This is a genomic window from Nocardia araoensis NBRC 100135 (assembly GCF_000308435.1).
GTDB lineage: Bacteria > Actinomycetota > Actinomycetes > Mycobacteriales > Mycobacteriaceae > Nocardia > Nocardia araoensis.
Map to the genome: position 1 here is coordinate 25136 of NZ_BAFR01000153.1, position 21730 is coordinate 46865.

At 67.2% G+C, this 21730-nt stretch carries 26 protein-coding genes and 1 other RNA gene; 8 read left to right on the plus strand and 19 right to left on the minus strand.

Annotated elements, in window-relative coordinates:
• Positions 1-29 precede the first annotated feature (29 nt).
• The gene (locus ON21_RS38545) at positions 30-188 is read right to left on the minus strand and encodes a hypothetical protein (protein WP_157170900.1); all 159 of its coding nucleotides are present in this window, start codon (positions 186-188) and stop codon (positions 30-32) included.
• Between the two features lie 309 nt (positions 189-497).
• Positions 498-1463, minus strand: coding sequence for a helix-turn-helix domain-containing protein (locus tag ON21_RS20905; protein WP_245562669.1), 966 nt, complete (start codon positions 1461-1463; stop codon positions 498-500).
• A 134-nt stretch (positions 1464-1597) separates the two neighbouring features.
• On the opposite strand from ON21_RS20905, the gene ON21_RS38550 reads away from it, so the two are divergent.
• Together ON21_RS38550 and ON21_RS38555 are read left to right on the plus strand one after the other, a co-directional pair.
• Positions 1598-1765 (plus strand): hypothetical protein, encoded by a 168-nt coding sequence (locus tag ON21_RS38550; RefSeq protein WP_157170901.1) that lies wholly within the window; start codon positions 1598-1600, stop codon positions 1763-1765.
• Positions 1762-1935, plus strand: a complete 174-nt coding sequence (locus ON21_RS38555; protein ID WP_157170902.1) for a hypothetical protein — start codon at positions 1762-1764, stop codon at positions 1933-1935. The genes ON21_RS38550 and ON21_RS38555 overlap by 4 nt, the downstream gene beginning before the upstream one ends.
• Before the next feature lie 89 nt (positions 1936-2024).
• Here the strand turns inward: ON21_RS38555 and ON21_RS20910 are convergent, their stop codons facing one another.
• From ON21_RS20910 to ON21_RS20950, 9 genes are all read right to left on the minus strand, one after another.
• Complete coding sequence (locus tag ON21_RS20910) at positions 2025-2636, minus strand: hypothetical protein (RefSeq protein WP_039800043.1); 612 nt, start codon at positions 2634-2636, stop codon at positions 2025-2027.
• A complete protein-coding gene (locus ON21_RS20915; RefSeq protein ID WP_039800045.1) occupies positions 2636-3478 on the minus strand; it encodes a phage major capsid protein in 843 nt (280 codons plus the stop codon). Before ON21_RS20915 ends, ON21_RS20910 begins: the two co-directional genes overlap by 1 nt.
• Before the next feature lie 131 nt (positions 3479-3609).
• Positions 3610-4098: a hypothetical protein gene (locus tag ON21_RS35940; RefSeq protein ID WP_051021155.1), complete on the minus strand. Its 489-nt coding sequence runs from the start codon at positions 4096-4098 to the stop codon at positions 3610-3612.
• Positions 4091-4303: a hypothetical protein gene (locus tag ON21_RS20925; RefSeq protein WP_039800046.1), complete on the minus strand. Its 213-nt coding sequence runs from the start codon at positions 4301-4303 to the stop codon at positions 4091-4093. Before ON21_RS20925 ends, ON21_RS35940 begins: the two co-directional genes overlap by 8 nt.
• A 351-nt stretch (positions 4304-4654) precedes the next feature.
• On the minus strand, positions 4655-5806 hold the full coding sequence (locus ON21_RS20930; RefSeq protein WP_051021157.1) for a DUF3631 domain-containing protein: 1152 nt from the start codon (positions 5804-5806) through the stop codon (positions 4655-4657).
• 335 nt (positions 5807-6141) lie between these two features.
• Positions 6142-6870, minus strand: a complete 729-nt coding sequence (locus ON21_RS20935) for a bifunctional DNA primase/polymerase (RefSeq protein WP_051021158.1) — start codon at positions 6868-6870, stop codon at positions 6142-6144.
• The gene (locus ON21_RS38560; RefSeq protein ID WP_039800047.1) at positions 6867-7115 is read right to left on the minus strand and encodes a DUF6011 domain-containing protein; all 249 of its coding nucleotides are present in this window, start codon (positions 7113-7115) and stop codon (positions 6867-6869) included. The genes ON21_RS20935 and ON21_RS38560 overlap by 4 nt, the downstream gene beginning before the upstream one ends.
• A gap of 13 nt (positions 7116-7128) precedes the next feature.
• Positions 7129-7695, minus strand: a complete 567-nt coding sequence (locus ON21_RS20945; RefSeq protein ID WP_039800048.1) for a DUF6907 domain-containing protein — start codon at positions 7693-7695, stop codon at positions 7129-7131.
• A gap of 101 nt (positions 7696-7796) precedes the next feature.
• On the minus strand, positions 7797-8027 hold the full coding sequence (locus ON21_RS20950; protein WP_245562670.1) for a DNA-binding protein: 231 nt from the start codon (positions 8025-8027) through the stop codon (positions 7797-7799).
• Between the two features lie 129 nt (positions 8028-8156).
• Between ON21_RS20950 and ON21_RS35945 the strand changes: the two genes are divergently transcribed.
• Both ON21_RS35945 and ON21_RS20960 read left to right on the plus strand, forming a co-directional pair.
• Positions 8157-8606: a helix-turn-helix domain-containing protein gene (locus tag ON21_RS35945; protein WP_086006460.1), complete on the plus strand. Its 450-nt coding sequence runs from the start codon at positions 8157-8159 to the stop codon at positions 8604-8606.
• Positions 8593-9801, plus strand: coding sequence for a tyrosine-type recombinase/integrase (locus tag ON21_RS20960; protein ID WP_039800049.1), 1209 nt, complete (start codon positions 8593-8595; stop codon positions 9799-9801). The genes ON21_RS35945 and ON21_RS20960 overlap by 14 nt, the downstream gene beginning before the upstream one ends.
• A gap of 37 nt (positions 9802-9838) precedes the next feature.
• Here ON21_RS20960 and ssrA read toward each other — a convergent pair.
• Positions 9839-10209: a transfer-messenger RNA gene (gene ssrA / locus ON21_RS36545) on the minus strand.
• A gap of 453 nt (positions 10210-10662) precedes the next feature.
• Between ssrA and ON21_RS20965 the strand changes: the two genes are divergently transcribed.
• The gene (locus ON21_RS20965) at positions 10663-11973 is read left to right on the plus strand and encodes an ABC transporter substrate-binding protein (RefSeq protein ID WP_039800051.1); all 1311 of its coding nucleotides are present in this window, start codon (positions 10663-10665) and stop codon (positions 11971-11973) included.
• 50 nt (positions 11974-12023) lie between these two features.
• Entirely contained in the window at positions 12024-13283 is a 1260-nt protein-coding gene (locus ON21_RS20970; protein ID WP_245562671.1) for an ABC transporter substrate-binding protein, read from the plus strand.
• 145 nt (positions 13284-13428) lie between these two features.
• Here ON21_RS20970 and ON21_RS20975 read toward each other — a convergent pair whose 3' ends face one another.
• The 5 genes from ON21_RS20975 to recQ form a co-directional block, all read right to left on the minus strand.
• Positions 13429-14292 carry a DMT family transporter gene (locus tag ON21_RS20975; RefSeq protein WP_174372191.1) on the minus strand — a complete coding sequence of 288 codons (864 nt, stop codon included), beginning with the start codon at positions 14290-14292 and terminating at the stop codon, positions 13429-13431.
• Positions 14289-14762, minus strand: coding sequence for an SsrA-binding protein SmpB (gene smpB / locus ON21_RS20980; protein WP_039800053.1), 474 nt, complete (start codon positions 14760-14762; stop codon positions 14289-14291). Before smpB ends, ON21_RS20975 begins: the two co-directional genes overlap by 4 nt.
• Positions 14763-14818: 56 nt before the next feature.
• The gene (locus tag ON21_RS20985; protein ID WP_039800055.1) at positions 14819-15061 is read right to left on the minus strand and encodes a WLR motif membrane protein; all 243 of its coding nucleotides are present in this window, start codon (positions 15059-15061) and stop codon (positions 14819-14821) included.
• A gap of 67 nt (positions 15062-15128) precedes the next feature.
• Positions 15129-16208, minus strand: a complete 1080-nt coding sequence (locus ON21_RS20990; protein WP_039800057.1) for a metallophosphoesterase — start codon at positions 16206-16208, stop codon at positions 15129-15131.
• Positions 16209-16284: 76 nt separating this feature from the next.
• Positions 16285-18159, minus strand: coding sequence for a DNA helicase RecQ (gene recQ, locus ON21_RS20995; protein ID WP_039800092.1), 1875 nt, complete (start codon positions 18157-18159; stop codon positions 16285-16287).
• A 197-nt stretch (positions 18160-18356) separates the two neighbouring features.
• On the opposite strand from recQ, the gene ON21_RS21000 reads away from it, so the two are divergent.
• Together ON21_RS21000 and ON21_RS21005 are read left to right on the plus strand one after the other, a co-directional pair.
• The gene (locus ON21_RS21000) at positions 18357-19328 is read left to right on the plus strand and encodes an NHL repeat-containing protein (RefSeq protein WP_083880776.1); all 972 of its coding nucleotides are present in this window, start codon (positions 18357-18359) and stop codon (positions 19326-19328) included.
• 61 nt (positions 19329-19389) lie between these two features.
• Positions 19390-19920, plus strand: a complete 531-nt coding sequence (locus tag ON21_RS21005) for a GNAT family N-acetyltransferase (protein ID WP_245562672.1) — start codon at positions 19390-19392, stop codon at positions 19918-19920.
• Positions 19921-19999: 79 nt separating this feature from the next.
• Here the strand turns inward: ON21_RS21005 and hisN are convergent, their stop codons facing one another.
• Both hisN and ON21_RS21015 read right to left on the minus strand, forming a co-directional pair.
• A complete protein-coding gene (gene hisN, locus ON21_RS21010) occupies positions 20000-20785 on the minus strand; it encodes a histidinol-phosphatase (protein ID WP_039800061.1) in 786 nt (261 codons plus the stop codon).
• Positions 20786-21020: 235 nt separating this feature from the next.
• Positions 21021-21617, minus strand: a complete 597-nt coding sequence (locus ON21_RS21015; RefSeq protein ID WP_039800063.1) for an NADPH-dependent FMN reductase — start codon at positions 21615-21617, stop codon at positions 21021-21023.
• Positions 21618-21730 lie beyond the last annotated feature (113 nt).

Below are 21730 nucleotides of genomic sequence, written 5' to 3' on the forward strand. Positions count from 1 at the left end.
CGCGAGGTTCCAACTGGACATAAATGTTGTCACAGCGGGGTCGGCCCACGACGCTTGGACAGCAGCGTCACATCTTTCTTATTGACGTTCCGATGCAGGCTACGGAGAACCGCGAGCGCGGTCGCGGCGTGCGCCGAGTTCGCCGGGGCGGACAGCGCGCGGGCGTCCAAAGATCTGGAGCCGCTCACGCGCCCTCGTAATCGCCGTGTAGAAGAAATTGGGTGATATGTCATCTTCATTGGCGTCCGTAACTACTGGAACTGGTTCGAGTAAGGACGGCCATATGACAAAGCCGCAGGTCGTCGACCTGCGGCTTTGCACTCGTGGAGCTGCCGGGAATCGAACCCGGATTAGGGTCCTGGCAGGGGTGCCGATCCGGGCTATACCTGCGAAAACACATCACTGTGAGTCACGCTCAATCACGGGCTTTCTCGGCGGGTTGTGCCCAAAATGTGCCCACGGAAGCGGCCCAGTGGACACGCGGGGCAACGTGGATATCAGGCGTCGGCGGTCATGTCCGGGTCGATCTGGGTGAGCATCGAGCGCGCCCAGTCGGTGCCCTTGTGTTCCTCCGGCAGTGCCGCGTACCCGTCCTCGGCTTCGCGTATCGCATCAGGGGTGCGGCCCATCGCTGCCAGCACGACACCGCGTTCGAGGCCCCAGAACCCTGGGGTGTACCAGTACCCGAACGCCGGAAGGTCGATCCCTTCCGTTGCTGCCGCTGCGGCGTCGGCATGGTGCAGAGCCCGCGCGGCCCGGCGGCGGTCACCCTGTAGGGCGAGCAGTTCGGCCCGCTGATATCGGTCATAAACACCGAGGATCGGGTGTGCCCGCGTGACGGCTATCGCCGACTCGGTGAGGTCCACGGCGCGCTGTAGGTCGCCGTTGTGGCGCGCGGTGTAGGCGCGGAAGCTGTGCGCGTGCGCGAGCTGTGACGGGTCGTTGCCGTCCTCGGCGAGCTTGGCGGCGTCGCCCAGTACCCGGTCGGCGATATGAGCTCGGTCGGTGGCGTGCTCCAGCCAGCCGCGGTATCGCGCGACTTCGGACGCGAGGCTGGCCGAAGCCTTACCGCCTGCTCGGTGCCGTGCCAGGGTGCGCGCCGTCGCATCCATGCCGCGGACCAGCTGCACAACGGCCGACGCGCCCACAACGTCCTCGAGATGCCGCGTGCGGTCCAGGATCGCAGAGATGTCTTCCAGTCCTGCACGGCCCGCGCTGGACGGGTCACCTACGGTTGAGCCGAGCCGTTCCAGGTCGACGGACTCCAGCCCCAATGTGGGGTCGGACAGCACGGACCGGTATGCCTCGAGCACCGCGGCGGTTACGGGCCGCTGCCCGGTCTCGACCAGTGATAGATAGCCGGGAGTGAAGCATGTCCGGCTGGCCATGCGGCGCAATCCGATACCGGCGACTGTGCGCAGCTCGCGCAGCAGTTCGCCCGTCACCCCCGCATCGGTAAACACAAGCAAACAGTAAGCCCATTCAGCGAAGTTCGCTGGCAGAACACACTTTCCATAGCCCCGGCGTCGGGTTGACCCCCGAATCCCCGGCGCCGGGTGCCACCCAACCCACACCACGCGCTCCGGAGGGTCACTGAATGACCGAAGAACTCGCCAACGTCCTGATCGTCATTGCCGCCGTCGCCGGGCTGTTGATCATCGTGTTCTGGGTGCTGCCGTGGCTAATCCAGCTCGGCGAGGAACCGGACGAGTCCGTGCCGTTCCGTGAGGTCATGGAACGCATCGACCGCGAGGACAAGCAGTGACCACCCGGCGGTCCTGGGTCGAGGACTACTGCGAGGACGGCGACATGCCCGCCGACGAAACCCATGCCCGCGGCTTGCTGAAGATCCACGCCACCTGCACGCCACCGTGCCCACGCAAGGTGTCCGCGGAGCGCTATCTCCGGGAGCAGACCGAAGGGCAGCAACCGTAGGCGCATGTCCGAACGTCTCGCGGCACTCTGAAGCAGCGAACCGGGGGACTCACGATCGAGTCCCCCGGTTCGCTGTCTGTGGGACGGTGTCAATTCTCGCCGACGATGCCCGCCAGTTCGGCGACGCTGCGGAATCGCTCGATCCGGGCGAAGGGGTATCGGCGCCGGGCAGCACGTACCACCGTGCGCGGGATGTCTTCCCGGATCCAAATACGCGACTCCAGTCGCATCCACGTCGTCCGCACCGTCGAGGCCGGATCGTTGGGGCGAACACCGCGCAGCTTCGGCCCACGGGCGGTCACTTCGGTGACGACCGGCCGTTCCGGGATGTTGTCGTTGCACATCAGGCTCACATCCAACCCGCTCATCGGTGACGGCAACTCGGCCAGGTTGGTCATGATGGAACTGACGCGCCAACCGCAAATGCAGGCGATATGTGGGGCCACATGCTCTTCCCGAAGGCAGAATGCTGCCGGTGTCCATCGCGCATACTTACCTTCGGCTTCGTCGGGTCGATCGCCGATACGGGGCAACTCCGATTCCGGTGCACCATAGAACCCGATGAGGCCATTCGGCCGGATTCCGTCGAGCCGGTAACCGTGCAGAACCTCGGGCATCACCTTCAAGTCAACCCAACCGCAGGGGTTGAAGAACATTCCCGTGCGCGATGCTGGACCGAAGTCGGTCCCCGCGCTGCCCATCAGCTTCCGTCCGGCTCGCCGATACGGACGATTGCCTGCGGATGCGGGAACCCGAACGCCACACGCATCGTCGCCTTCACGCCCACCCGGTCGGACGAGAAGTACGCGTCCTCGGAGATGGTGAGCCGGGTGTCGGTGCGCAGCGTGGTGAACGCGAACGACCGCGGGATCGCCCAGATGTCGCCATCGGTGACGTACGGGGAGGTCAGCAAGGGCACACCGAGAACGGTTGTCGCGCCGGGCCGCGCCGGATCCGGGCCAAGGAGCGGCTTGTTCGAACCGGTCATCTCCTTGATCTTCGCCAGCTCGAGCGCCGTGTCCGGGTGGGTCACGAAGTTGGTGATCTGGGCGCCGACGTTCGCCGCCTTGCTGATCGCCTCGGCGAACACGTCGGTGTTGCTGACGCCGGAACCGATGTCGACCCACTGGTGCACGGTGCTGCCGATGCCGTCGGGCCCGTTGCTCGTTGTCACAGCGAAGAACGCGGCGTCGACCTTCGCGACGATGCTGCGGACCAAACCGCTGCCGACGATATCCAGTGCGGACGGGTTCGAGTCCTCAGCCAGTTCGCGGGAGACGATCGTCAGCCCGGCGACCTTCTTGTGCGTGATCTCGAGTTCGTCGTGCCCGGAGTCGCTCGGCGTGATCTCGCTGCCTTCGGGCACCCACGCCGCGGTCGGGTCGGCGGTGACGATCGGGAACTTGGAACTGGTGGAGTCGGTTTGCAGGACGGTGGTCACGGTGAAAGCGACCGAATCACGTTGAACTGGCCGGACGATCAGCGCGTGAATCTGCTCGGGCAGAAGACCGCCGATGCCCGACGCAGTGGTGTAGAGAGCCATGGAATGCTCGCCCTTTGCGGTAGCGGGGAATGGTCTCCGGTGGGCCTCAAGCCCTTCCGGGTGCCCCGCTGGGGCGAGCGTGACGGCGGTGCCCTAGCTCCCTGGCAGTCGCACCGCCGTCACGTGACAGTTTACAGCCGTTCCCGCGACGCCCCGAACACGTCCGCCCAGCTCGTACCAAGGCTGTCGACGCTCGCACCCGACGCACCAGACCGCAGTGACCCGACCGCGGGCCGTTGCTTCTGGGCTCGCTGCCAATGCGGGTGCGACTGGAGAAGGGCGTCAATCGACTTGCCCACCTTCGCCGGATCTATCGCGCCGTCCTTGCCGCGCAACGTCTCCAGGTCGACTCCACCCGTCCACAGATCGGCAGGGTCGGCCAACCGGTCCGCGGCAAGCCGCTCAACCTGCTCACGCTCGAACGCGGTGACGCGTTCCCGGAGGGCATCGCGTTCGGTCTCGACGGTGCGCAGCTGGCGCCGATACTTGGCCGCTTCTCGGTTCGGTGTCTGCTGCTGCTCGGCGCCGGAGTCGGTCTCCGGTTCGGCCGGCGTGGGTTCGGCCGGCACTCCGTCGGTGGGCTCGACCGGTTCGGCCGGCGCGGTGGTGGGTTCAGTCATCGGTGTGACTCCTCTCAGTGAATGGTGGGGTGACGTAGATGTTCTCGGTGACGCGCTCGATGCCCTCCTCGGTGAACTCGAAGTAGGTCACCTGCACGTCGCCCACGGGGATGTCGTCGGCGGGCAACGTGCGGCGCGGCACGACGTCGGGCGGAGCACGGTGATATTCGGGGAATCCGCGGCTCAGGTCCTGTTCGGCAGACACGGGGCCGTCCTCTCGGGTAGATGGGGTGCGTGACGTTATGACGCGCTGACCAGCCGGTTTGCGCAGGCAGGACGACCGGGCGGACCAGGTCCGGAGCCCGCAACGCCCTGACCTGCGGCGATGCGTTTGGAACAAACGGATAGGGGGTGCACGCCTATGCCGGAGGGTGCGGGCGCAGCGCTCCGGGGGTCATCCCCCACCCGTCGAGATCCCCAGACCCGTAGAGAACGGCAGCGTCTATGCCCTTGGCGGGAGCAGCGGGCCGACCGGGTAGCGATGCCCCGGGTGCTGATGGCGCGCGACCGCCGCGCGGCGGAAACCACGCGGCGGTCTGCGTTCGGGGCGCGCATCTCACATCTCCAGCTGGTCCGAGCCCGCCGACTTCTTGGCCAAACCCATGTAGTCCCAGGCTCGGAGGAAGTCGGATCTGCGGTATCCGCGCGCCGCGTTCTTCGGGCTCGTCGGCCGCCAGGAGTGGATGCGGTAGTTCGTCGACAACATGCGGCCCATGCGCTGGGCGGTGATCGCGGTGCGATTCTTGAACGCGTCCGCGGCCCACATATCTGGATTGCCGCGTGCTAGCCTCTCCAGTAGTTCGGCGGTCGGCACGAACTCCTGCTCATCGAATGCCTTCTGCAGATCGGCGAGCAGCACCACGTGCGGGCGCGCCTTGATAGCTCCGTCTTCACGCATCATCTCGTTGCGCTCCAAGTCCTTGACGATGATCTTCTCCAGCCTCGACGGCCAATCGCCGCCAGCCGCCGACGCGATCCGAGCCAACGGCCGCCACACTTCCTTGCGGCGGCCGGTGAGCTTCTCCGGCAACGCGGGACGGGTTGCGCTGATCACTTTCAAGACCTGCTCGACGGCTACACCTAGGCGCCTGCCCAGTTCGGTTGTCTCTTCCTCGATCAGTTCCCAATCGGTCTCTTCTACCTCCCCGTTGTTCGCTGGGACGCACAAGATTTCGATGCATCGCGACACCGTGTCTTCCGGTAGGTCCGGGGCGTTGCCTGCCATCGCGACCGGGGAGTAGGTGCTCATCTCCTCCACCGACCATCCGCCGTTCTCCTTGTCGGGAACGAGTACCGGCCGCGTGGAGGATCGCTTGTATCCGGAGTTGATGATCGCGAGCACATCCTCGATCCCCGGTTTCTTCGGCGACAGGGATCGGTCGCACTCGTCGATCAGCAAGGTGCGTATCTCCTGATTGAGGATGCGCGGCACCAGCGCTGAGGAAGACACCGTGGACATCAGAAGCGGATCACGCGCCGTGTGCTGAATGTGTTCGAGCCCGGTGGTTTTGCCGCTTCCCGGCATCGGGCTATCGAACTTGAGCCGGGGACTGGTGTAGGTCTCCTCGCAGGCGTAGGTGTGCGCCACCCACAACGACAGCGTCACCGAGTCGTCGGGGTCGGCGGTGTAGACGTAGGCGGCGAAGTGTTCGCGCACTTCCTCGAGTACTCCCGCGAGCCCTGCCTCCAGTAGCGGATCCGGTTCCACAACCCCTTCCGGAGTAACCGGAGAAACCGGAGGAGCCGGAGAAACCGGTTCCCTACCCTGCTCCGGAGAAACCGGAGAATCTGGCGGAGCCGGAGAAACCGGCGGCGTCGTGTCTCCAGTTCCGCCACTTCCGCCGGTTTCTCCGGTTACTCCGGAGACCGGTTTCGGAGTACCGGATCCGCGGTGCCGCTGCCGAGCAATCTGCTCGTCGTACAGGGCGCGGCAGTCCGAACAGCCACCGTGGAACATCCTGCGGTGCGCTGGGCAGGCCGCGGGCGGTTCCGGAAGAGTCGGACCGGAGCCTTCAGCGGCATGGGAGAAGTCGAGTCCGTTGCTCATGCACGTCTCCGTTCCGCGGACATCAGGGTCCGCTCTATCTCGGGGGCGCTGAGCCCCGCCGTGGCAGCCGCGGCGCGCAGAAGGTCCATCAGCGCCGGGTCGGCGCCCTGCTCGATCGCGCGGCAGGCGGCCCAAAACAGCGCATGGTTTCGGTTCCCCGGGGCGGCCGTGGCCACGGTGCGGATCAGGCCTTCGTTGCGGTCCGCGGACGGCCGGGCGCGGTACTGCTGGCGCACCGGGTAGGCCACCCGATCCACCAGGTGTTCGGGCAGCGGCGCGATACGGGCCTTGTTGGCCCACTCGTACCGGCGGTTCGATGGGTGCACGCTGGGCGCGACCACGAGATATCCGGCGCTGGTCTTGACGTCGATCCCTGTGGCACCAGCCAGCTTCCCCCGGCATCGGCCCCGGTATCGGAACCACAAGTGCCAGCCGCCCCCACCGGTGTGCGCGGTCCACGTCTCCGGAATGGTGCCGAGTTGTTCGAGGGTGCCGCCTGATCGCGGGTCGACGTCGAGCACCACCGTGGTGTCGGCGGGCCGGATGCCGATGTTGTAGCGCGGGTTCTGGTGCCACCACGCCCGGATCACCTCCGGGTCGGTGGTGGCGTCGTCCTTGCCGTGCGCGCAGGCGGGGAGCTTCCCGCGTGGAACCAGCGGCAGCACGGACAACCCGGCACGGGCGTAGGCCAGTGCGTATTCCAGGGGGAGAGCTTCCACGGTCACGCGGCATCCCCCTTCTCGATCGCGATCTTGCGGCGGCATGTCGGGCCGAGGTGCAGGGCAACAGATTTCGCGGCAACAACCCACTGCCCACAGCGGTTGCATCGGACCGCGAGCCGGAATCCACGCTCACGCGCAGCGGCGAGAACCGCCGCGTCCAACTTGTCCTCGTACAGCTCCGTCACGGGAACGCCCGAAGGCGTGACCAGCTCGGCCACGCCCTGGGTTTCGTAGTTGTTTTCGGTCAACGGCGCTGCCCCCTCAGTCCGCGTCCACGACGTCGGCGACCTGGAGCAGGACGGCCGCGAGCTGCCGCGCCTCGGACACCGTGGCGTCGAAGTCGGTGGTGCCGTGCCGCTGGTTCACCGCGATGTAGACGCTGTCCCTGCCGCCGGGCCGACGCACCGGGGAGACTTCGGCGCTGGCGACCAGGCCGACGCCCGGCGCCGGTTCGATCGTCAGCGCGATGACCTGCTCAGGGCCATAGCAGATCCGGTCGTCGGTGAACAACTCGTCGGGGTGTCCGTCGCCGGTTGGGCACCAGGACGCGCAGCCGGGGTCGCGGCGGCAGGTCTGGCACTTGACCGGAACGTCCGGCAACGGCGCGCTGACGGTGGCGATGACCTTCTTGCAGACCGAGCACGCCAGGTCGAACTCGGCGGTGTTGATGATCGCGGCGCATCCGTGGCCGGGCGCGCACCGGAACACCTGTCCACCGAGCTCGTCGCGGAAGTTCTCGGTCGGTACCCACGGACCGCGCTGGTTGCCGCAGTCCTTGCAGGTAGGGCGGTCGAACTGCGCCGCGGTGAGGGGGGTTGGTATTGTCATTTCGACACTTCCTTTGTGGTGAGGGTTGGTGTTCTCGGCCCGGCGAGCGGGTACCAGCCGCTCGACCGGGCCGCTTCCGATTCCGGGCGGGGATTCAGGCATCAGGCGGCCCCGACCGTGTTCTTGGCCTCGTAGTCGCGGATTTCGGACCAGGCGTAGAGCACCCGGCGCCCTCGCTTCAGGTACTTGGGTCCGCGACCGAGGTAGCGAAGCTGGGCCAATGCGGCCCTGGTGGTGTGCCAGCGTTCGGCAAGTTCGTTCGGCGTCGCGAACCCGTCCGCGGCGTCAATAGCCATCAGGGACAGGAACAGCAAGGTCAACACTGTCCTCATCAAACCTCCGTGCAGTGGTATTCGATCTAGTTTGCGATGCAAATCATCGCACTTACGATGATTACAATAATTCCGATGTGATGTCAAGTGAACTCGCATGCGATGGTTTTCATCGCATATGCTTCATTCATGGCAGAGAAGAAGAACCCCCTGGGCGCTACGGGCGAAACCGTTGCCGCGAACGTCCAGAAGATGCGGGAGCAAAGCAACCTCAGCTATGCCGAACTTTCTCGTCGCCTCCAGGCGATCGGTCGGACGATTCCGACGCTCGGCCTACGGAAGATCGAGAGCAGGGAGCGGCGCATCGACGCCGATGACCTCGTGGCCCTGGCTGCGGCTCTGGAGGTTTCGCCGCTCACACTGCTGATGCCCGAGTCGGCCGACCGATCCGATCAGGTACGCACGACAGCACATTCGGACACCGCCGTGCGCATCTTCCAGTGGCTACGCGGCGATGCCCTGCCCGGTGCCTACGACGACCCTCAGCGGCAATTCAGTTTCATGATCCGGTCGCGCCCGAAATGGGCAGTGTCCGAAGCGATTACGAGGCAGACTGGGTCTACTGATGGCGACGATTGAGCAGTACAAGCTGTGCAAGCCGTCGTGCCCCGACGACTGCACGAAGCGGGAGCACCAGCGCCACATGGTGCGCTACCGCAAACCCGACGGGAAGCAGACGAAAAAGCGCGGGTTCCGGCGCAAGATCGACGCCGAAAACTTCGCCGCTACGGTCGAGGTCAAGAAGATGACCGGCGACTACATCGCGCCGTCGATGGGTCGGCTTACGGTCGCCGATATGGGCGCGGCGTGGATCGCGCGCCAGGTCCACACCAAGGAATCGTGGTCTGAGCGCGTCGAGTCGATCTGGCGTGTACACATCGAACCTCAATGGGGCACAAGGCAACTCGCTTCGATTACGCGGCCCGAGATTCGCGATTGGATCGCGGGAATCGACCGGGCACCGTCGACGGTCGCCGACATTCACGGGGTGCTGTCCGCGATCCTCAGTGAGGCGGTCGACGAGCGGCGGATACCGGCGAACCCAGCTGCCGGTGTACCGCTCCCCCGCCGGGTGCCTGTCGATCACGTCTACCTCACGCACGACCAGGTGGCCCGCCTCGCTGCCGAGTGCAGCAAGGGCCAAGAGATTGTGATGCTGCTCGCGTACTCGGGCCTGCGGTGGGGCGAGATGGCCGCGCTGCGCCCGCGTGACGTGGACCTCCGACGGCGACGAATCCATGTCGTGCGCTCGGCGTCCAAGGTGAACTCTCGCACGGTGATCACCACACCGAAGACGTGGGAGCTGCGATCAGTCGCGGTGCCCGCCGAAGTCGCCGACCTCCTGGCGCCGGTCGTCGCCGCGCAGCGTGACCCTGTGGGCCTGCTGTGGTCGCGTCCGTCCGACGGCGGGCCGATCCGGCCACCGACCACAACCCATTGGTTCACGAAGGCGGTGGGCCGGTGCATCGCGGCGTCCGTGCCGCTCGACGACGACGGCGAGCCGGACGGCCCGGCGACGTTCCCGCGCGTGACGGCTCACCAGCTGCGCCACACCGCGGCGTCACTCATGATCGCCAGCGGCGCGCACGTGAAGACGATCCAACGCCAGCTCGGGCACAAGTCGGCGACGATGACGCTCGACAACTACGGGCACTTGTTCGACGACGATCTCGACGGCGTAGCTGATCGGATGGGCGCCGGATACCGCGATGCCGCGGCGAGATGTGCCCAAAATGTGCCCACGCGCCCCGACCTACGAGTGGTCGGGGCATGAAAAAGGCCCCTGACCTGCTGGTATCAGGTCAGGGGCCTCGTGGAGCTGCCGGGAATCGAACCCGGGTCCTCCGCCGCGTCTTCAGGGCTTCTCCGTGTGCAGTTCGCTGTGTCTCTACTCGGATCTCCGGGTCCCGCGAACAAGCCCGGATGACGATCCCAGCCGCTGTTCGATGTCCCGCCCTACTCCGCGACCGAGTAGGACGGTGAGCCCTCTAGCTGATGCCGGCACCGGAGCCGAGGGCATGCCCCGGGCCGACAGAGACGCTCTGCTGATCAGGCAGCGAGAGCGTACTCGCGCTGATTGGAATCGGCGCTTAATTGGTTGCAACGACGCTTACGGTGGTCTCTTGCCTGCACCGACACGCTTCCCCTGAATCAACGTACGCAGTCGAAACCGTTCAGCCCCGTACGCCCCAGCACCTTGCCGGGCTGTTCATGTTAACACCGGGAGAAGCGTGGATCATCCCGTTATCCAGTGGTGGCGGTCGCCACACCGCGACGTCGTCCACGGACGCAATCGCCGCAGGTCAGGGCTCCCCGCTCCCGGGTCGGCGCGCCGCCTACGAGGGGTGTCCGCCCGAACCCGGGTAATGCCTGCCACGCTCCCCCGTTCGACAGGAGCGCGAACCGGCCACCACCCGCGAGCCGACGGACGATCGACCCGGTGATGGCGCTCCGCGAGCACGCGCGCCGACCGCGGCCGAATCGCATGCCCCCACTGCGCGGCGAATCTCGCCTCGAACCCTTCCCGGATGCTGGTAGCCGATTCTCGAGGCCCGACGACGAACCCGACTTACACTGCACGAGCCGTACGATCGGCTCTGAGCAGCGGATCTCGATTTCAGACTAAGGAAACACTTTGGCAGTTCGCACCATTCGGGACAGGTTGCTGCGCCTGTCCGCCCTCACCGTCATCGCCGGGCTCGTCCTCACGGGGTGTTCCGCCCTGCGCGACAAGTCGACCGCCATCGAACCCGGGGTCACCGCCGACCCGTGCCCGAACGCGGTGGACTCGCGCAAAGGGTGTATCTATCTCGGCGTGCTGTCCGATCTGACGAGTGGGCCGTTCGCCGCGCTGGGCAAGGACATCAACAACGGCCAGCTGGCGTTCTGGCGGGCGGTGAACGAAGCTGGTGGGATCGGCGGCAAGTACGAGGTGGACATCGCCACCTACACCGAGGACACGAACTACGATCTGCAGAAGCACGCCGAGGCCTACCGGAGAATCGAGCCGCACATCCTCGCGCTCTCGATGAGTTTCGGCACCGTGCAGACGCAGAAGGTACTTTCCGAGATGGACGCGGCGAACATGATCGCCATTGCCGGAACCCTGTGGTCGGGTTGGCAATTCGAGAACAGCGACAAGGGTCTGCTGCTGGAGTCCGGCTATTCCTACTGCTCCGAGGCGATCATCGCCCTGGATTGGATCGCCGAGCACGAAGCGAAGCCGAGTTCGATCGCCACCGTCAGCTACCAGGGCGACTACGGCGGCGACTACGCCACCGGCGCCAAGAAATGGGCGTCGGCCAATCGGGTCGACCTGGTGGCGCAGATCGACACCGAGCCGAACACCCAGATCGGCAACCAGGACGCCGCGGTCGCCAAGATCCTCAATTCCAGAGCCGATCTCGTGCTGCTGGCCACGGGACCCGCGGAGGCGGGTGAGATCATGGGCAAGGCGGCGCTGGCCGGTTTCCCCGGCAGGTTCCTCGGCTCGGGCCCGACCTGGAACGGCGGCCTGCTGAAAAGCCCTGCGGCCTCGGCGATCACCGCTCGCTACAACATGACCTCGCCGCTGGACGGCTGGGACGGCACCAGCGCGGGCGCCAAGAAGGCCAGGGCCTCGGCGACCAGGGAGCCCTCCACCTGGGGCTACAGCGCGGGCTGGATGTTCTCCTATCCGATGAAGGCACTGCTCACCCGGGCGGTCAACGAAGGCAAACTGACTCGCAAGGGCGTCCGGCAAGCCGTGCACGGCCTGCGCGTCGACTACGAGGGCGCGATCCCCGAACACACCTACGGCGCGGTCAAACCCGACCTCACCCGGCAGCGAGCCGTGATCGAAGCGCCCGATCAGACCGCGCCGCTCGGCGCGATGACCCTGGCGACCGACTATCACGGCCCGACTCAGGACCGCATCACCCTCAACGAGCCCTGCGTGCAGCCGTAAGCGAGCGAGACATGCCTCTTCACCGTAATCTTCGTCGGCTACTTCGTCTCGTGGCCGCTCCCCTCGCGCTCGGGCTCGTCCTGACCAGCGGCTGCTCGAGCTCGTCGCCCGCCGCCGCCCCCGGCGTCACCCGCGAAGCCTGCCCCCACGCGATTCACCGGGACAAGGGCTGCATCTATCTCGGCGTCCTGTCGGACCTGAACAACGGCCCCTTCGCTCCGCTCGGAAAGTCTTTGCAGGACGGGCAGATAGCGTTCTGGAACGAGGTGAACAAGCAGGGCGGCATCGGCGGCTACGAGATCGATATCACGACCTACACCCGCGACACGGCCTACGATCCGCGCAGGCACGTCACGGAATTCGAGAACGTGGCGCCGCACGTGCTGGCGCTCGCGATGAGTTTCGGCACCGCCCAGACGCTCGCCGTCCTGCACGAGATGGACGAGGCGGACCTGGTGACCGGCGCGGGCACCCTCTGGTCGGGTTGGCAATACCGCGCCACCGACCGCGATCTGGTGCTGGACGACGGCTTCTCGTACTGCACGGAAGCCGTGCTCGGCCTCGATTGGTTCGCGCAGAACTTCTACCAGCCACGCACGCTCGGCGTGGTCGCCTACCGCGGCAACTACGGCGGCGACTACGCCGGCGGGGCGCTCAAGTGGGCATTGGACAACGGCGCGACGATCACCGAGCGGATCGACACCGGACCCAACACCGAAGTCGGCAATCAGGACTACCCGGTCTCCGAACTGTTGGCAGATCCGCCCGATGTGGTGCTCTTGGCCACCGGGCCAGCCGAGACCGCCGAAATCGTCGGCAAATTGGCGAAATCCGGTTACACCGGCCGATTCCTCGGGTCCACCCCGACCTGGAACAGCGCGCTGCTCAAGACACCCGCCGCGCCCGCGCTCACGGCGCTGTACAACTACACCTCTCCGTTCGACGGCTGGGACGGCGCGAGCACCGGAGCCCAGCGCGCCAGGAACGCCGCGCCGAGCGAACCGACCAACTTCGGCTACAACCTCGGTTGGGCGATCTCGTATCCGCTGAAGGCGCTGCTCACCAAGGCAGCCGAGACGGGCAGCATGGACCGGCCGACCCTCCGCAAGGCCCTTGCCGGGCTCACCGTCGACTCCGAAGGGATGGCGGCGCCGCAGATCTATGGGCGCGACGAACCCGATGTGGCGGCGCAGCGGGCGGTGGTCAACGTGCCCGACCCGTCCACGTCACTGGGATCGCGCACCGTGGTGGCCGACTATCGCAGTCCCACCCTGAAGCGGATATCGATCCACGAACCGTGCACACGGTGACGCGCGCGATCGGCTTGCATCGGCGACGCTTCCGACGGCGGGTCCGGGTCCTCGGGAACTCCAGCCAGGTCTCTCCGGCTCGGGCGGCGGATATTCGCCGTCGCCTGAGGACTCGACCCACACCGCGACCGAGCGGCGCGTGAACTCAAGCCGCGGCGATGAGCGCGACCGCGGCCAGCGCGAGGAACAGGCCGACCTGCTGCTGCCGGTGTACTCGCTCGCCGAGCAGAACCATCGCCAGCAGCACGGTCACCGCCGGGTAGAGCGAGCCGATCACGCTCACCAGCGACAACAGCGACCCGTGGAAGGCGTACAGCAGCGCCGCGTTGCTGATGACGTCCAGCACGCTGATGTAACCCGCCAGTCGTAGCGGCTCACCGCGCAACCGCCCGAACTCTCCGGCGGTCAGCGCGGTCAGCCAGACCACCGCGGTGGCAGCGACACGCTGCATCAGCAACGGCCACAGCCCCGAATCGGACGCGGTCTCGTGGAAGAAGACGAAGGCGAGACCGTACGCGGCGCCGGAACCGATGGTCAGCGCGGCGACCTTGCGGGTGAACCGCAATTCACGTCCGCCGGTGATCTCCTCCGTCACGTCGTCCGGCGACTCCCGGCTCACCAGCAGCACGGCGACCAAGGCGAACACGATGCCAACGAAGGCGAGCGGGCCGGGACGCTCGCCGGTCGCCAGGCCTGCCAGTACCGGAATTCCGGCGACCAGCACCGCCGTCAGCGGTGACACGACGGCCATCGGACCGCTGGCCAGCGCGGCGTAGAACCACCACACCGCGACGCCGCTCGCGACACCCGCCGCCGTACCCCACCACAACGACGCCGCGTCCGGGCTCCCGGGCACGAACGGGAGCAGCATGAGGACCAGTAGCACCGAGAACGGATAGGTGTAGATGACGACACGCAGCGCGGTCACCCGCCGCGACGCCACACCGCCGTAGAAGTCGCTTACGCCGTAGCCCACCGCGGCGACCAGCGCCAGCAGGACGGCGGTCACCTCATGCCTTTGACCCGCCGTCCCAGTTCACGGGTGACCTCTCGCTCGGCGGTGCGCCGGGCCAAGTCCTGCCGCTTGTCGTAGTCCTGCTTGCCCTTGGCCAGCGCCAGCTCGACCTTCACCTTGCCGTCGGAGAAATACATCGACAGCGGCACCAGCGTCTGGTTGCCCTCCCGCGACTTACCGACAAGCCGCTCGATCTCGCGCTTGTGCAGCAGCAACTTGCGTACCCGGCGCGGCGCGTGGTTGGTCCAGGTGCCGTGACTGAACTCGGGGATGTGCAGCCCACGCAACCACACCTCGCCGTTGTCCACCGTCGCGAAGGCGTCCACCAGTGAGGCCTTGCCCTCCCGCAGGCTCTTCACCTCCGTGCCGACCAGCGCGATCCCGGCCTCGTAGGTGTCCAGGATCGTGTAGTTGTGCCGCGCCCGGCGGTTGGTCGCGATGACCTTGCGCCCTCTCTCCTTCATAACGGTCCACTTTAAGTGACCCGGCAACCGGATTATTCCCGCAGGTCGCGGACTCGCTAACCGCCCTGATGCAGCACCACGTAGAGCGCGAGGACGGCGAGGAACGCGAGGAGCAGCGCCACGGTCGACATCCGTGGTACGCCGGGACGCCCCGGCGGCGGACTGCGCCGGAGCCATACGTTCTCGACCGCCGGATCGGTCCTGCTGCGCACCTGCGGCGGCACGTCCGGGGCCTCACCCCCCACCGAGCCGATGGACAGATCATCACCCGCGTCACTGGAACCATCACCCGGCGCCATAGCCAGAACGGTAGCCGCCGCGAGGGCGACGCGCCGCAATTCCGTCGCGGCGCAACACAGTTGGAACTCAGGCCAGCCGACGCCGGAACGCCTCGGCGGACGCGCCGGTGGCCGGATCGACCGTGTGTACGCCCAGGTCCATGCCGTCGTCGGTGAGTTCGAGAACCATGAAGCCCAGCTCGTGGTAGTTCTCGTAGAGCGCACCGTGGCCCGCGCTCGCGGCGAGCCGCGGCTCCGCGCCCACCGTTTTCGCGGCCGCGCCGGACACGATCTGCCTGGTTCCCTTCGACTCCGCCGTGGGTTCGAGCACTTGCAGGGAGTGATCGTGCCCGGACAGGATCACGTGGCACCGGCCGATCACGTGGTCTTCGATGAAGCGTTTCACGTGCACGCCGTTGATCGGTTCCAGCGACAGGCCCTCGTAGCGGCCCGCGTCCCCGTGCGGGCCGTTGTTCAGATACGGGTGATGGGTGCAGGCGATCTTCCACGTGGCGGGCGAGTCGGCCAGGGCGCGATCGAGCCAGTCACGCTGCTCGTTCATGAATCGGCCGTCGACGGCCCAGTACGGCGAGAAGACCGGCGGCACGTAGGCCGCCAACGGGTTGACGTCGAGGACGAAGAATTCGACGACAGGCTTCCGCTCCGGAATCCGCACCGAGTAATAGCGGCTCGGCATCCACCAGCGCGGGGAGTTCGCGTGGTATTCCACCTCGGCGTTGCCGCGCAGCAACCACCCGCCGTCACCGCCGAGAACCGAACTGTTGTCGTGGTTTCCCAGCACCATCAACCAGGGGAAATCCAGTCCAGCATTGGGGTTTTCGAACTTGTCGGCGAACTGGGCGTCGGCCGCGCCGTCGGGCCCGTGCTCGTAGATGTTGTCACCGAGGCCCAATGCCAAGGAGACGGGTTCACGACCGTGCAGCGCGCGCATGGCCTCGGCGACCGCCCACTGGGTGCGGGTGCCGGTGCCCGCGTCGCCGGTCACCAGCACCCGTACCCGGCGCTCGGCCGGGAAGGGGAACTTGGTGACGCCCTCGGCGACGGGTACCGCGTGCGCGGGCGTGCGCCCGACCAACGTAGTCCCGGCCGCGAGGGTGGCCGCGCCGGCCAGGAACGCCCTGCGCCCGATCGTCTCGCTCCGACTCACACTTGCCCTCCACAGTTTTCGGCGGCCTGGTCCGGCGACCGTCCTCGCCATCGGTGACCCGCGTGACGGTAATGGTTCATCCGGCGGCGAGCACCTCGAGCACTTGTTCGCCGTATTTCGCCAGTTTGTTCTCGCCGACACCGCTGACGCCGCCGAGCTGTGCGAGACTCGTGGGCTTGCGCGCCGCGATTTCGCGCAGGGTGGCGTCGTGGAAGACGACGTAGGCGGGGACGCCCTGCTCCTTCGCGGTGGCCGCGCGCCATTCGCGCAACTTCTCGAACAACGGAAGATCGGTGGGCGTCAGGTCGACGGAGGCCGCCTTGGCCGCCTTGGCCGCCCGGGCGGGCTTGGTTCGGCGTTCGGGCTCGCGGCGCAGCGGCACTTGCCGTCCGTCGAACAGCACCTCGCCGCTGGCCTCGGTGAGCGTCAGCACACCGTAATCACCGTGCACGGCCAGCAGCCCGTGGGCCAGCAGTTGCCGCACCACGCCGCGCCACTCCGTGTCGCGCAGGTCGGCGCCGACCCCGAACACCTTCAGCTCGTGGTGGTCGTATTGCAGGACTTTGGGACTCTTCTTACCGAGCAGGATGTCCACGATGTGACCCGCGCCGAAGCTCTGGCCGCGTTCCCGCTTCAGCCGCAGCACGGTGGACAGCAGCTTCTGCGCGGGCACCGTGCCGTCCCAGGATTGTGGTGGCGCCAGACAGGTGTCACAGTTGCCGCAGGGCAACCCGGGCTCGCCGAAGTAGGCGAGCAGCTGCGTGCGCCGGCAGCCGACCGTCTCGCACAGCGCGAGCATCGCGTCCAGGTGCAATTGGAGCTGGCGGCGGTGGGCGGCGTCGCCCTCGGAGGAGTCGATCAATTTGCGCTGTTGCACCACGTCACTGAGGCCGTAGACCATCCATGCCGTGGACGGCAGCCCGTCACGGCCGGCGCGCCCGGTCTCCTGGTAGTAGCCCTCGACCGATTTCGGCAGATCGAGATGGGCGACGAAACGCACGTCCGGCTTGTCGATGCCCATGCCGAAGGCGATGGTCGCCACCACGACCAGCCCGTCTTCGCGCAGGAAGCGCGCCTGGTTCTCCGCGCGGGTGCGGTTGTCCAAGCCCGCGTGATAGGGCACCGCGCTGATGCCGTTCTCGGTGAGGAACGCCGCGGTCTTCTCCACCGAGTTGCGCGACAGGCAATAGACGATGCCCGCGTCCCCGGCATGCTCGGTGCGGATGAATTCCAGCAGTTGGCGCTCGGGACGGTTCTTCGGCTCGATCCGGTACTGGATGTTGGGGCGGTCGAAGCTGGACACGAACCTGCGGGCGGCCCCCAGGTCGAGGCGCTGGATGATCTCGTCGCGGGTCTTCTCGGTGGCGGTCGCGGTGAGCGCGATCCGCGGCACGTCCGGCCACCGCTCGTGCAGCAGTGAAAGACCCAGGTAGTCGGGCCGGAAGTCGTGACCCCACTGGGAGACGCAGTGCGCCTCGTCGATGGCGAACAGCGCGACCTTGCCGCGATCGAGCAGCTGCGCGGTGGACTCCAGGCGCAACCGTTCCGGGGCCAGGTACAGCAGATCCAGTTCGCCCGCGACGAATTGCGCTTCGACGGTCCGGCGCTCATCGGGGTACTGGGTGGAGTTGAGGAAGCCCGCGCGCACACCGAGCGCACTGAGCGCGTCCACTTGGTCCTGCATGAGGGCGATCAGCGGAGAGACCACCACACCGACGCCGGGACGCACCAGAGCGGGGATCTGATAGCAGAGCGACTTGCCGCCGCCGGTCGGCATGAGCACCAGCGCGTCGCCGCCGTCGATCACGTGCTGCACGATCGCCTGCTGGTCGCCGCGGAAGCTGTCGTAACCGAAGACTCGGCGTAGCACCTGTTGCGCCGCAACGGATCCGGCGTCCGATCCGGACGCGGCTTCGGTCGCTACAGCAGCGAAATCATCGGGGGGAGTCACCCGGCCCATCCTACGAGCGCACGGGCGGGGCGGTACCCGCACGGTTCGGCGTTCGCCTTGTTGGGCCGCCGAGTTGTCCACATGTGGACAACGGAGACCGTTCCACTCCTTCTCGGCGCGCCGACCTCGCGTTTCCTTCCCGCGAGCGGAGTTCGCGGGCCCTGCCTGCGTGGTGCGGCGCTGTTATGTTGTCGCTCATGGCGAAACGGATGAGGATTCGGGCGTACGCGGCGGTGCTGAGCGCCGTCGCGGTGGCCGCCGGGGTCACCGCGGCGATACCGGCGGCGCAGGCGGAGACGTTCCCCGCCCGGTGCTCGGACGGCTGGGAGACCACGACCGTGGTCGAAGCAGCCGGCGAGCTGGAGAATCTCGATTCCGACGGGCGGGGCGGCTTCTACGTCACCGGTCTGATGGACGGCTACTTGGCGCACGTCGACCGGGCCGGACGGATGGAGAAGCTGGTCACGGACCTGTACCGCCCGGCTGGCGTGCGCCTCGCCGGGCGCTATATCTATTTCCTCACCGGGGACGGGCTCAGCGAACCGCCGGGCACGCTCCAGCGCTACGACCTCGAGACGGGCGCCGTGCGCGTCCTGCTCACCGGGTTGAACGGGCCCAACGGCCTGCTGTTGCTGCGGGATGGCAGCTTGCTGTTCACCACGATCGGTCTCGGCGGATCGAACGGGATCTCCCGCTACTGGCCGGAGACGAGCGAATACGAGCGGGATTGGTCGGTGCTGCCGCCGGCCAACGGCCTCGCGCTGGCCGCCGACGGCGAATCGGTCTACGTCGACACCATGACGCTGCAGATCCTGCGCGTCCGGCTGGACGATCCGGCACGTCCCAGCGTGGTCTCCGGCCTCCCGGAGCTGGTATCTGTGCCCGACGATATGGAGGCCACCAGGGCAGGCACGTTGTTCGTAGCCGATCACGTGCTCGGTGCCGTCTATCAGGTGGACACGGCGACGGGCGCCACCTGCGCGATCATCACGGGCCTGATCAAACCCGCTCCGGTGCGGAACATACCGGACGGCGCCACGTCGGTGCGTATCGACCATGACGGCGACTCCTGGGCACTGTTCGTGACCAGCATGGACGGCGCCCTGCGCCGGTTGCGCCCGCCAGCCGGGATCGACCTGACCCCGGCGACTCCGGCCCGGGCCGGATAGATCCGAACGCGCTCCGGGACCAGGAGGTCGCCGAGTTGTACCCATCCGAGGAGGGAAAGTCGTGGTCGAAGCGGCACCCATGGTGGCGGCCACTCCGGAAGACGCCGACGAGATAGCGCGCCTACGCGATCGGCTGGCGCGGTGGATGGTCGACAACGGCATCGGGCAATGGGTGCCCGGCGAGTACGCGACAGCGGTCGTCGCCGAGGAAGCGGCCCGGGGCGAGTGGTTCGTGTGGCGCGACGCGTCCGGCGCGCTGATCAGTGCCGTTCGTCTCATCTGGCAGGACCCGGAGTTCTGGGGTGCGGACGACGACACCGCGGCCGGTTACATCCACGGTCTGATGGTCGCGCCGGAATACCGGGGCCGCGACCTCGGTCCCCGAATCCTACAGTTCTGCGCCGAACGCACGCTGGCGTGCGGCGTCACCCGGCAGCGCTTGGACACTGCGTCGGACAACGACGTGCTCCGGAAGTATTACGCCGCACAAGGTTTCGTCGAACTCCGGGAAACCACGCTGCCGCCCCGGTTCCACGGCACCACGCACGTCATGCTGATGGAGAAGGTTCTGGATGCGCGGGACGCGAGCTGAACGACGCGTCCGCTGCGCTGCTCGGGTCAGGCCGCCGTTCCCGACCGTCGTACCCGGCAGCGCACGGCTTTCAGCCCGATCACCCGCGTAAACGGTCGAGAACCTCGTTGTGCAGCAGGCCGTTGGTGGCGATGGCGTCGCCACCGTGCGGACCGGGTGCGCCGTCCAGCGAGGAGAAACGTCCGCCCGCTTCGCGGACGAGGATGTCCAGGGCGGCCAGGTCCCACAGGGAAACCTCCGGCTCGGTGGCGATATCGACGGCGCCTTCGGCCAGCAGGCAGTAATTGAAGAAATCGCCGTAGCCGCGGACCCGCCAGACATCGTCGGTCAGGGTGATGAACTGCTCGCGCAGGCCGCGGTCGCGCCAGCCGGACAGACTGGAGAACGCCAGGCTCGCCGAACCCAGCTCGCCGACGGCGGAGACCGAGATCGGCTCGGCTTCCCGCCCCTCGAAGCTCGACCACGCCCCCGCCCCGGCCGCTGCCCACCAGCGCCGTACCAGGGCGGGCGCGCTGACCACGCCCACGACCGGTTCGCCGTCTTCCAGCAGCGCGATCAGTGTCGCCCAGATGGGCACTCCGCGCACGAAGTTCTTGGTGCCATCGATCGGGTCGATGACCCACTGCCTCCCGCTGAATTCGACGGCGCCGCCGAATTCCTCACCCAGCACCGCGTCGTCCGGCCGCGCCTCGGACAGCACCTGCCGGAGCGCCTGCTCGACCGCGAGATCGGCGTCCGACACCGGCGTCAGATCCGGTTTCGCGTCGACCTTTAGGTCCAGCGCACCGAAACGAACTCGGGTGATCTCGTCGGCGGCATCGGCCAGTCGCAGGGCGAGTTCGAGGTCGGAGGAGTACACAGCCACGCTCCGCACCCTATCGGCCCGGCTGCTCACTGCCGTCAACCGTGCCGGAGTGCACAGGAACACAGCCGGGTGGGATCGGTCGCAGCGCCTTCCCCATCTGATACCGGCATGTTGGCGCACAGGCGTCGACGAAGGCCACAGGGCACTGGCGCGGTGCGTGCTCGGCCCACCCCCGCGTGGGTCCGCCGTGGCGACCCAGCCATGCGGGACGAGCGAGTCCGCACCGATCCCGAGCTCACCCCACCGGTTGCAGCGACCGTGCCGCGCTCAACGCGCTCGCCCACCAGTGCAGCTGGTCCAGCATCGCCGTCGCGGCTGCCGCGGGCTCCTCCGGCTCCCGCAGCTCGCCCTCGTCGTCGAAGAGCAGGTAGTAGCGCGGGAACGACACGTAGTTGCGCACGGTGTGCGCGTTGAGTTCGTTGAAGATCTGCCGCAGGTGCTCGATGGCGAGCAGGCCGCCGGAGGCGCCGCTGTAGCCGACGAAACCGATCGCCTTCGCATCCCACTGGGTGAAGTGCCAGTCGATGACGGCCTTCAACGACGCGGGGATGCTCCGGTTGTAGTCGGGCGTGACGATGACGAAGGCGTCGGCCGCCGTGAGCCTGCGCGTGAGGTCGGCCATCCCTTCTGGGCGCTGCGGGTCCGGGTCCATCGCCGGCGGCACCGCGGGCAGCTCCCATGGGATGTCCGCCTCGGCCAAGTCGATGACGTCCACCTCGAACGATCCGTGCCGCCGAGCCTGCTCGGTGAACCAGCTGGCCACGACCGGCCCGAAACGTCCCTCGCGAACGCTGCCGATGATCACCGCGAGCTTCAGTGGGGCGTTGGACATGCTGTTCCTCCTCCGATCACAAGAACGGCCCGGCCGGGCCGCCCACCCAATCTGCTGCCGGGCCCGCGACCGAGGGAGACCGCCGTAAGAGTGGTAGTGGCAGGGACACCCTG

Bases quoted from the DNA above. Each gene is read 5' to 3' on its own strand.
- ON21_RS38550 (WP_157170901.1), top strand. From the start codon at position 1,598: ATGACCGAAGAACTCGCCAACGTCCTGATCGTCATTGCCGCCGTCGCC.
- ON21_RS35945 (WP_086006460.1), top strand. From the start codon at position 8,157: ATGGCAGAGAAGAAGAACCCCCTGGGCGCTACGGGCGAAACCGTTGCC.
- ON21_RS20915 (WP_039800045.1), bottom strand. From the start codon at position 3,478: ATGGCTCTCTACACCACTGCGTCGGGCATCGGCGGTCTTCTGCCCGAG.
- ON21_RS20960 (WP_039800049.1), top strand. From the start codon at position 8,593: ATGGCGACGATTGAGCAGTACAAGCTGTGCAAGCCGTCGTGCCCCGAC.
- ON21_RS20985 (WP_039800055.1), bottom strand. From the start codon at position 15,061: ATGGCGCCGGGTGATGGTTCCAGTGACGCGGGTGATGATCTGTCCATC.
- ON21_RS20910 (WP_039800043.1), bottom strand. From the start codon at position 2,636: ATGGGCAGCGCGGGGACCGACTTCGGTCCAGCATCGCGCACGGGAATG.
- ON21_RS21015 (WP_039800063.1), bottom strand. From the start codon at position 21,617: ATGTCCAACGCCCCACTGAAGCTCGCGGTGATCATCGGCAGCGTTCGC.
- ON21_RS20950 (WP_245562670.1), bottom strand. From the start codon at position 8,027: ATGAGGACAGTGTTGACCTTGCTGTTCCTGTCCCTGATGGCTATTGAC.
- ON21_RS20945 (WP_039800048.1), bottom strand. From the start codon at position 7,695: ATGACAATACCAACCCCCCTCACCGCGGCGCAGTTCGACCGCCCTACC.
- ON21_RS35940 (WP_051021155.1), bottom strand. From the start codon at position 4,098: ATGACTGAACCCACCACCGCGCCGGCCGAACCGGTCGAGCCCACCGAC.
- ON21_RS21000 (WP_083880776.1), top strand. From the start codon at position 18,357: ATGGCGAAACGGATGAGGATTCGGGCGTACGCGGCGGTGCTGAGCGCC.
- smpB (WP_039800053.1), bottom strand. From the start codon at position 14,762: ATGAAGGAGAGAGGGCGCAAGGTCATCGCGACCAACCGCCGGGCGCGG.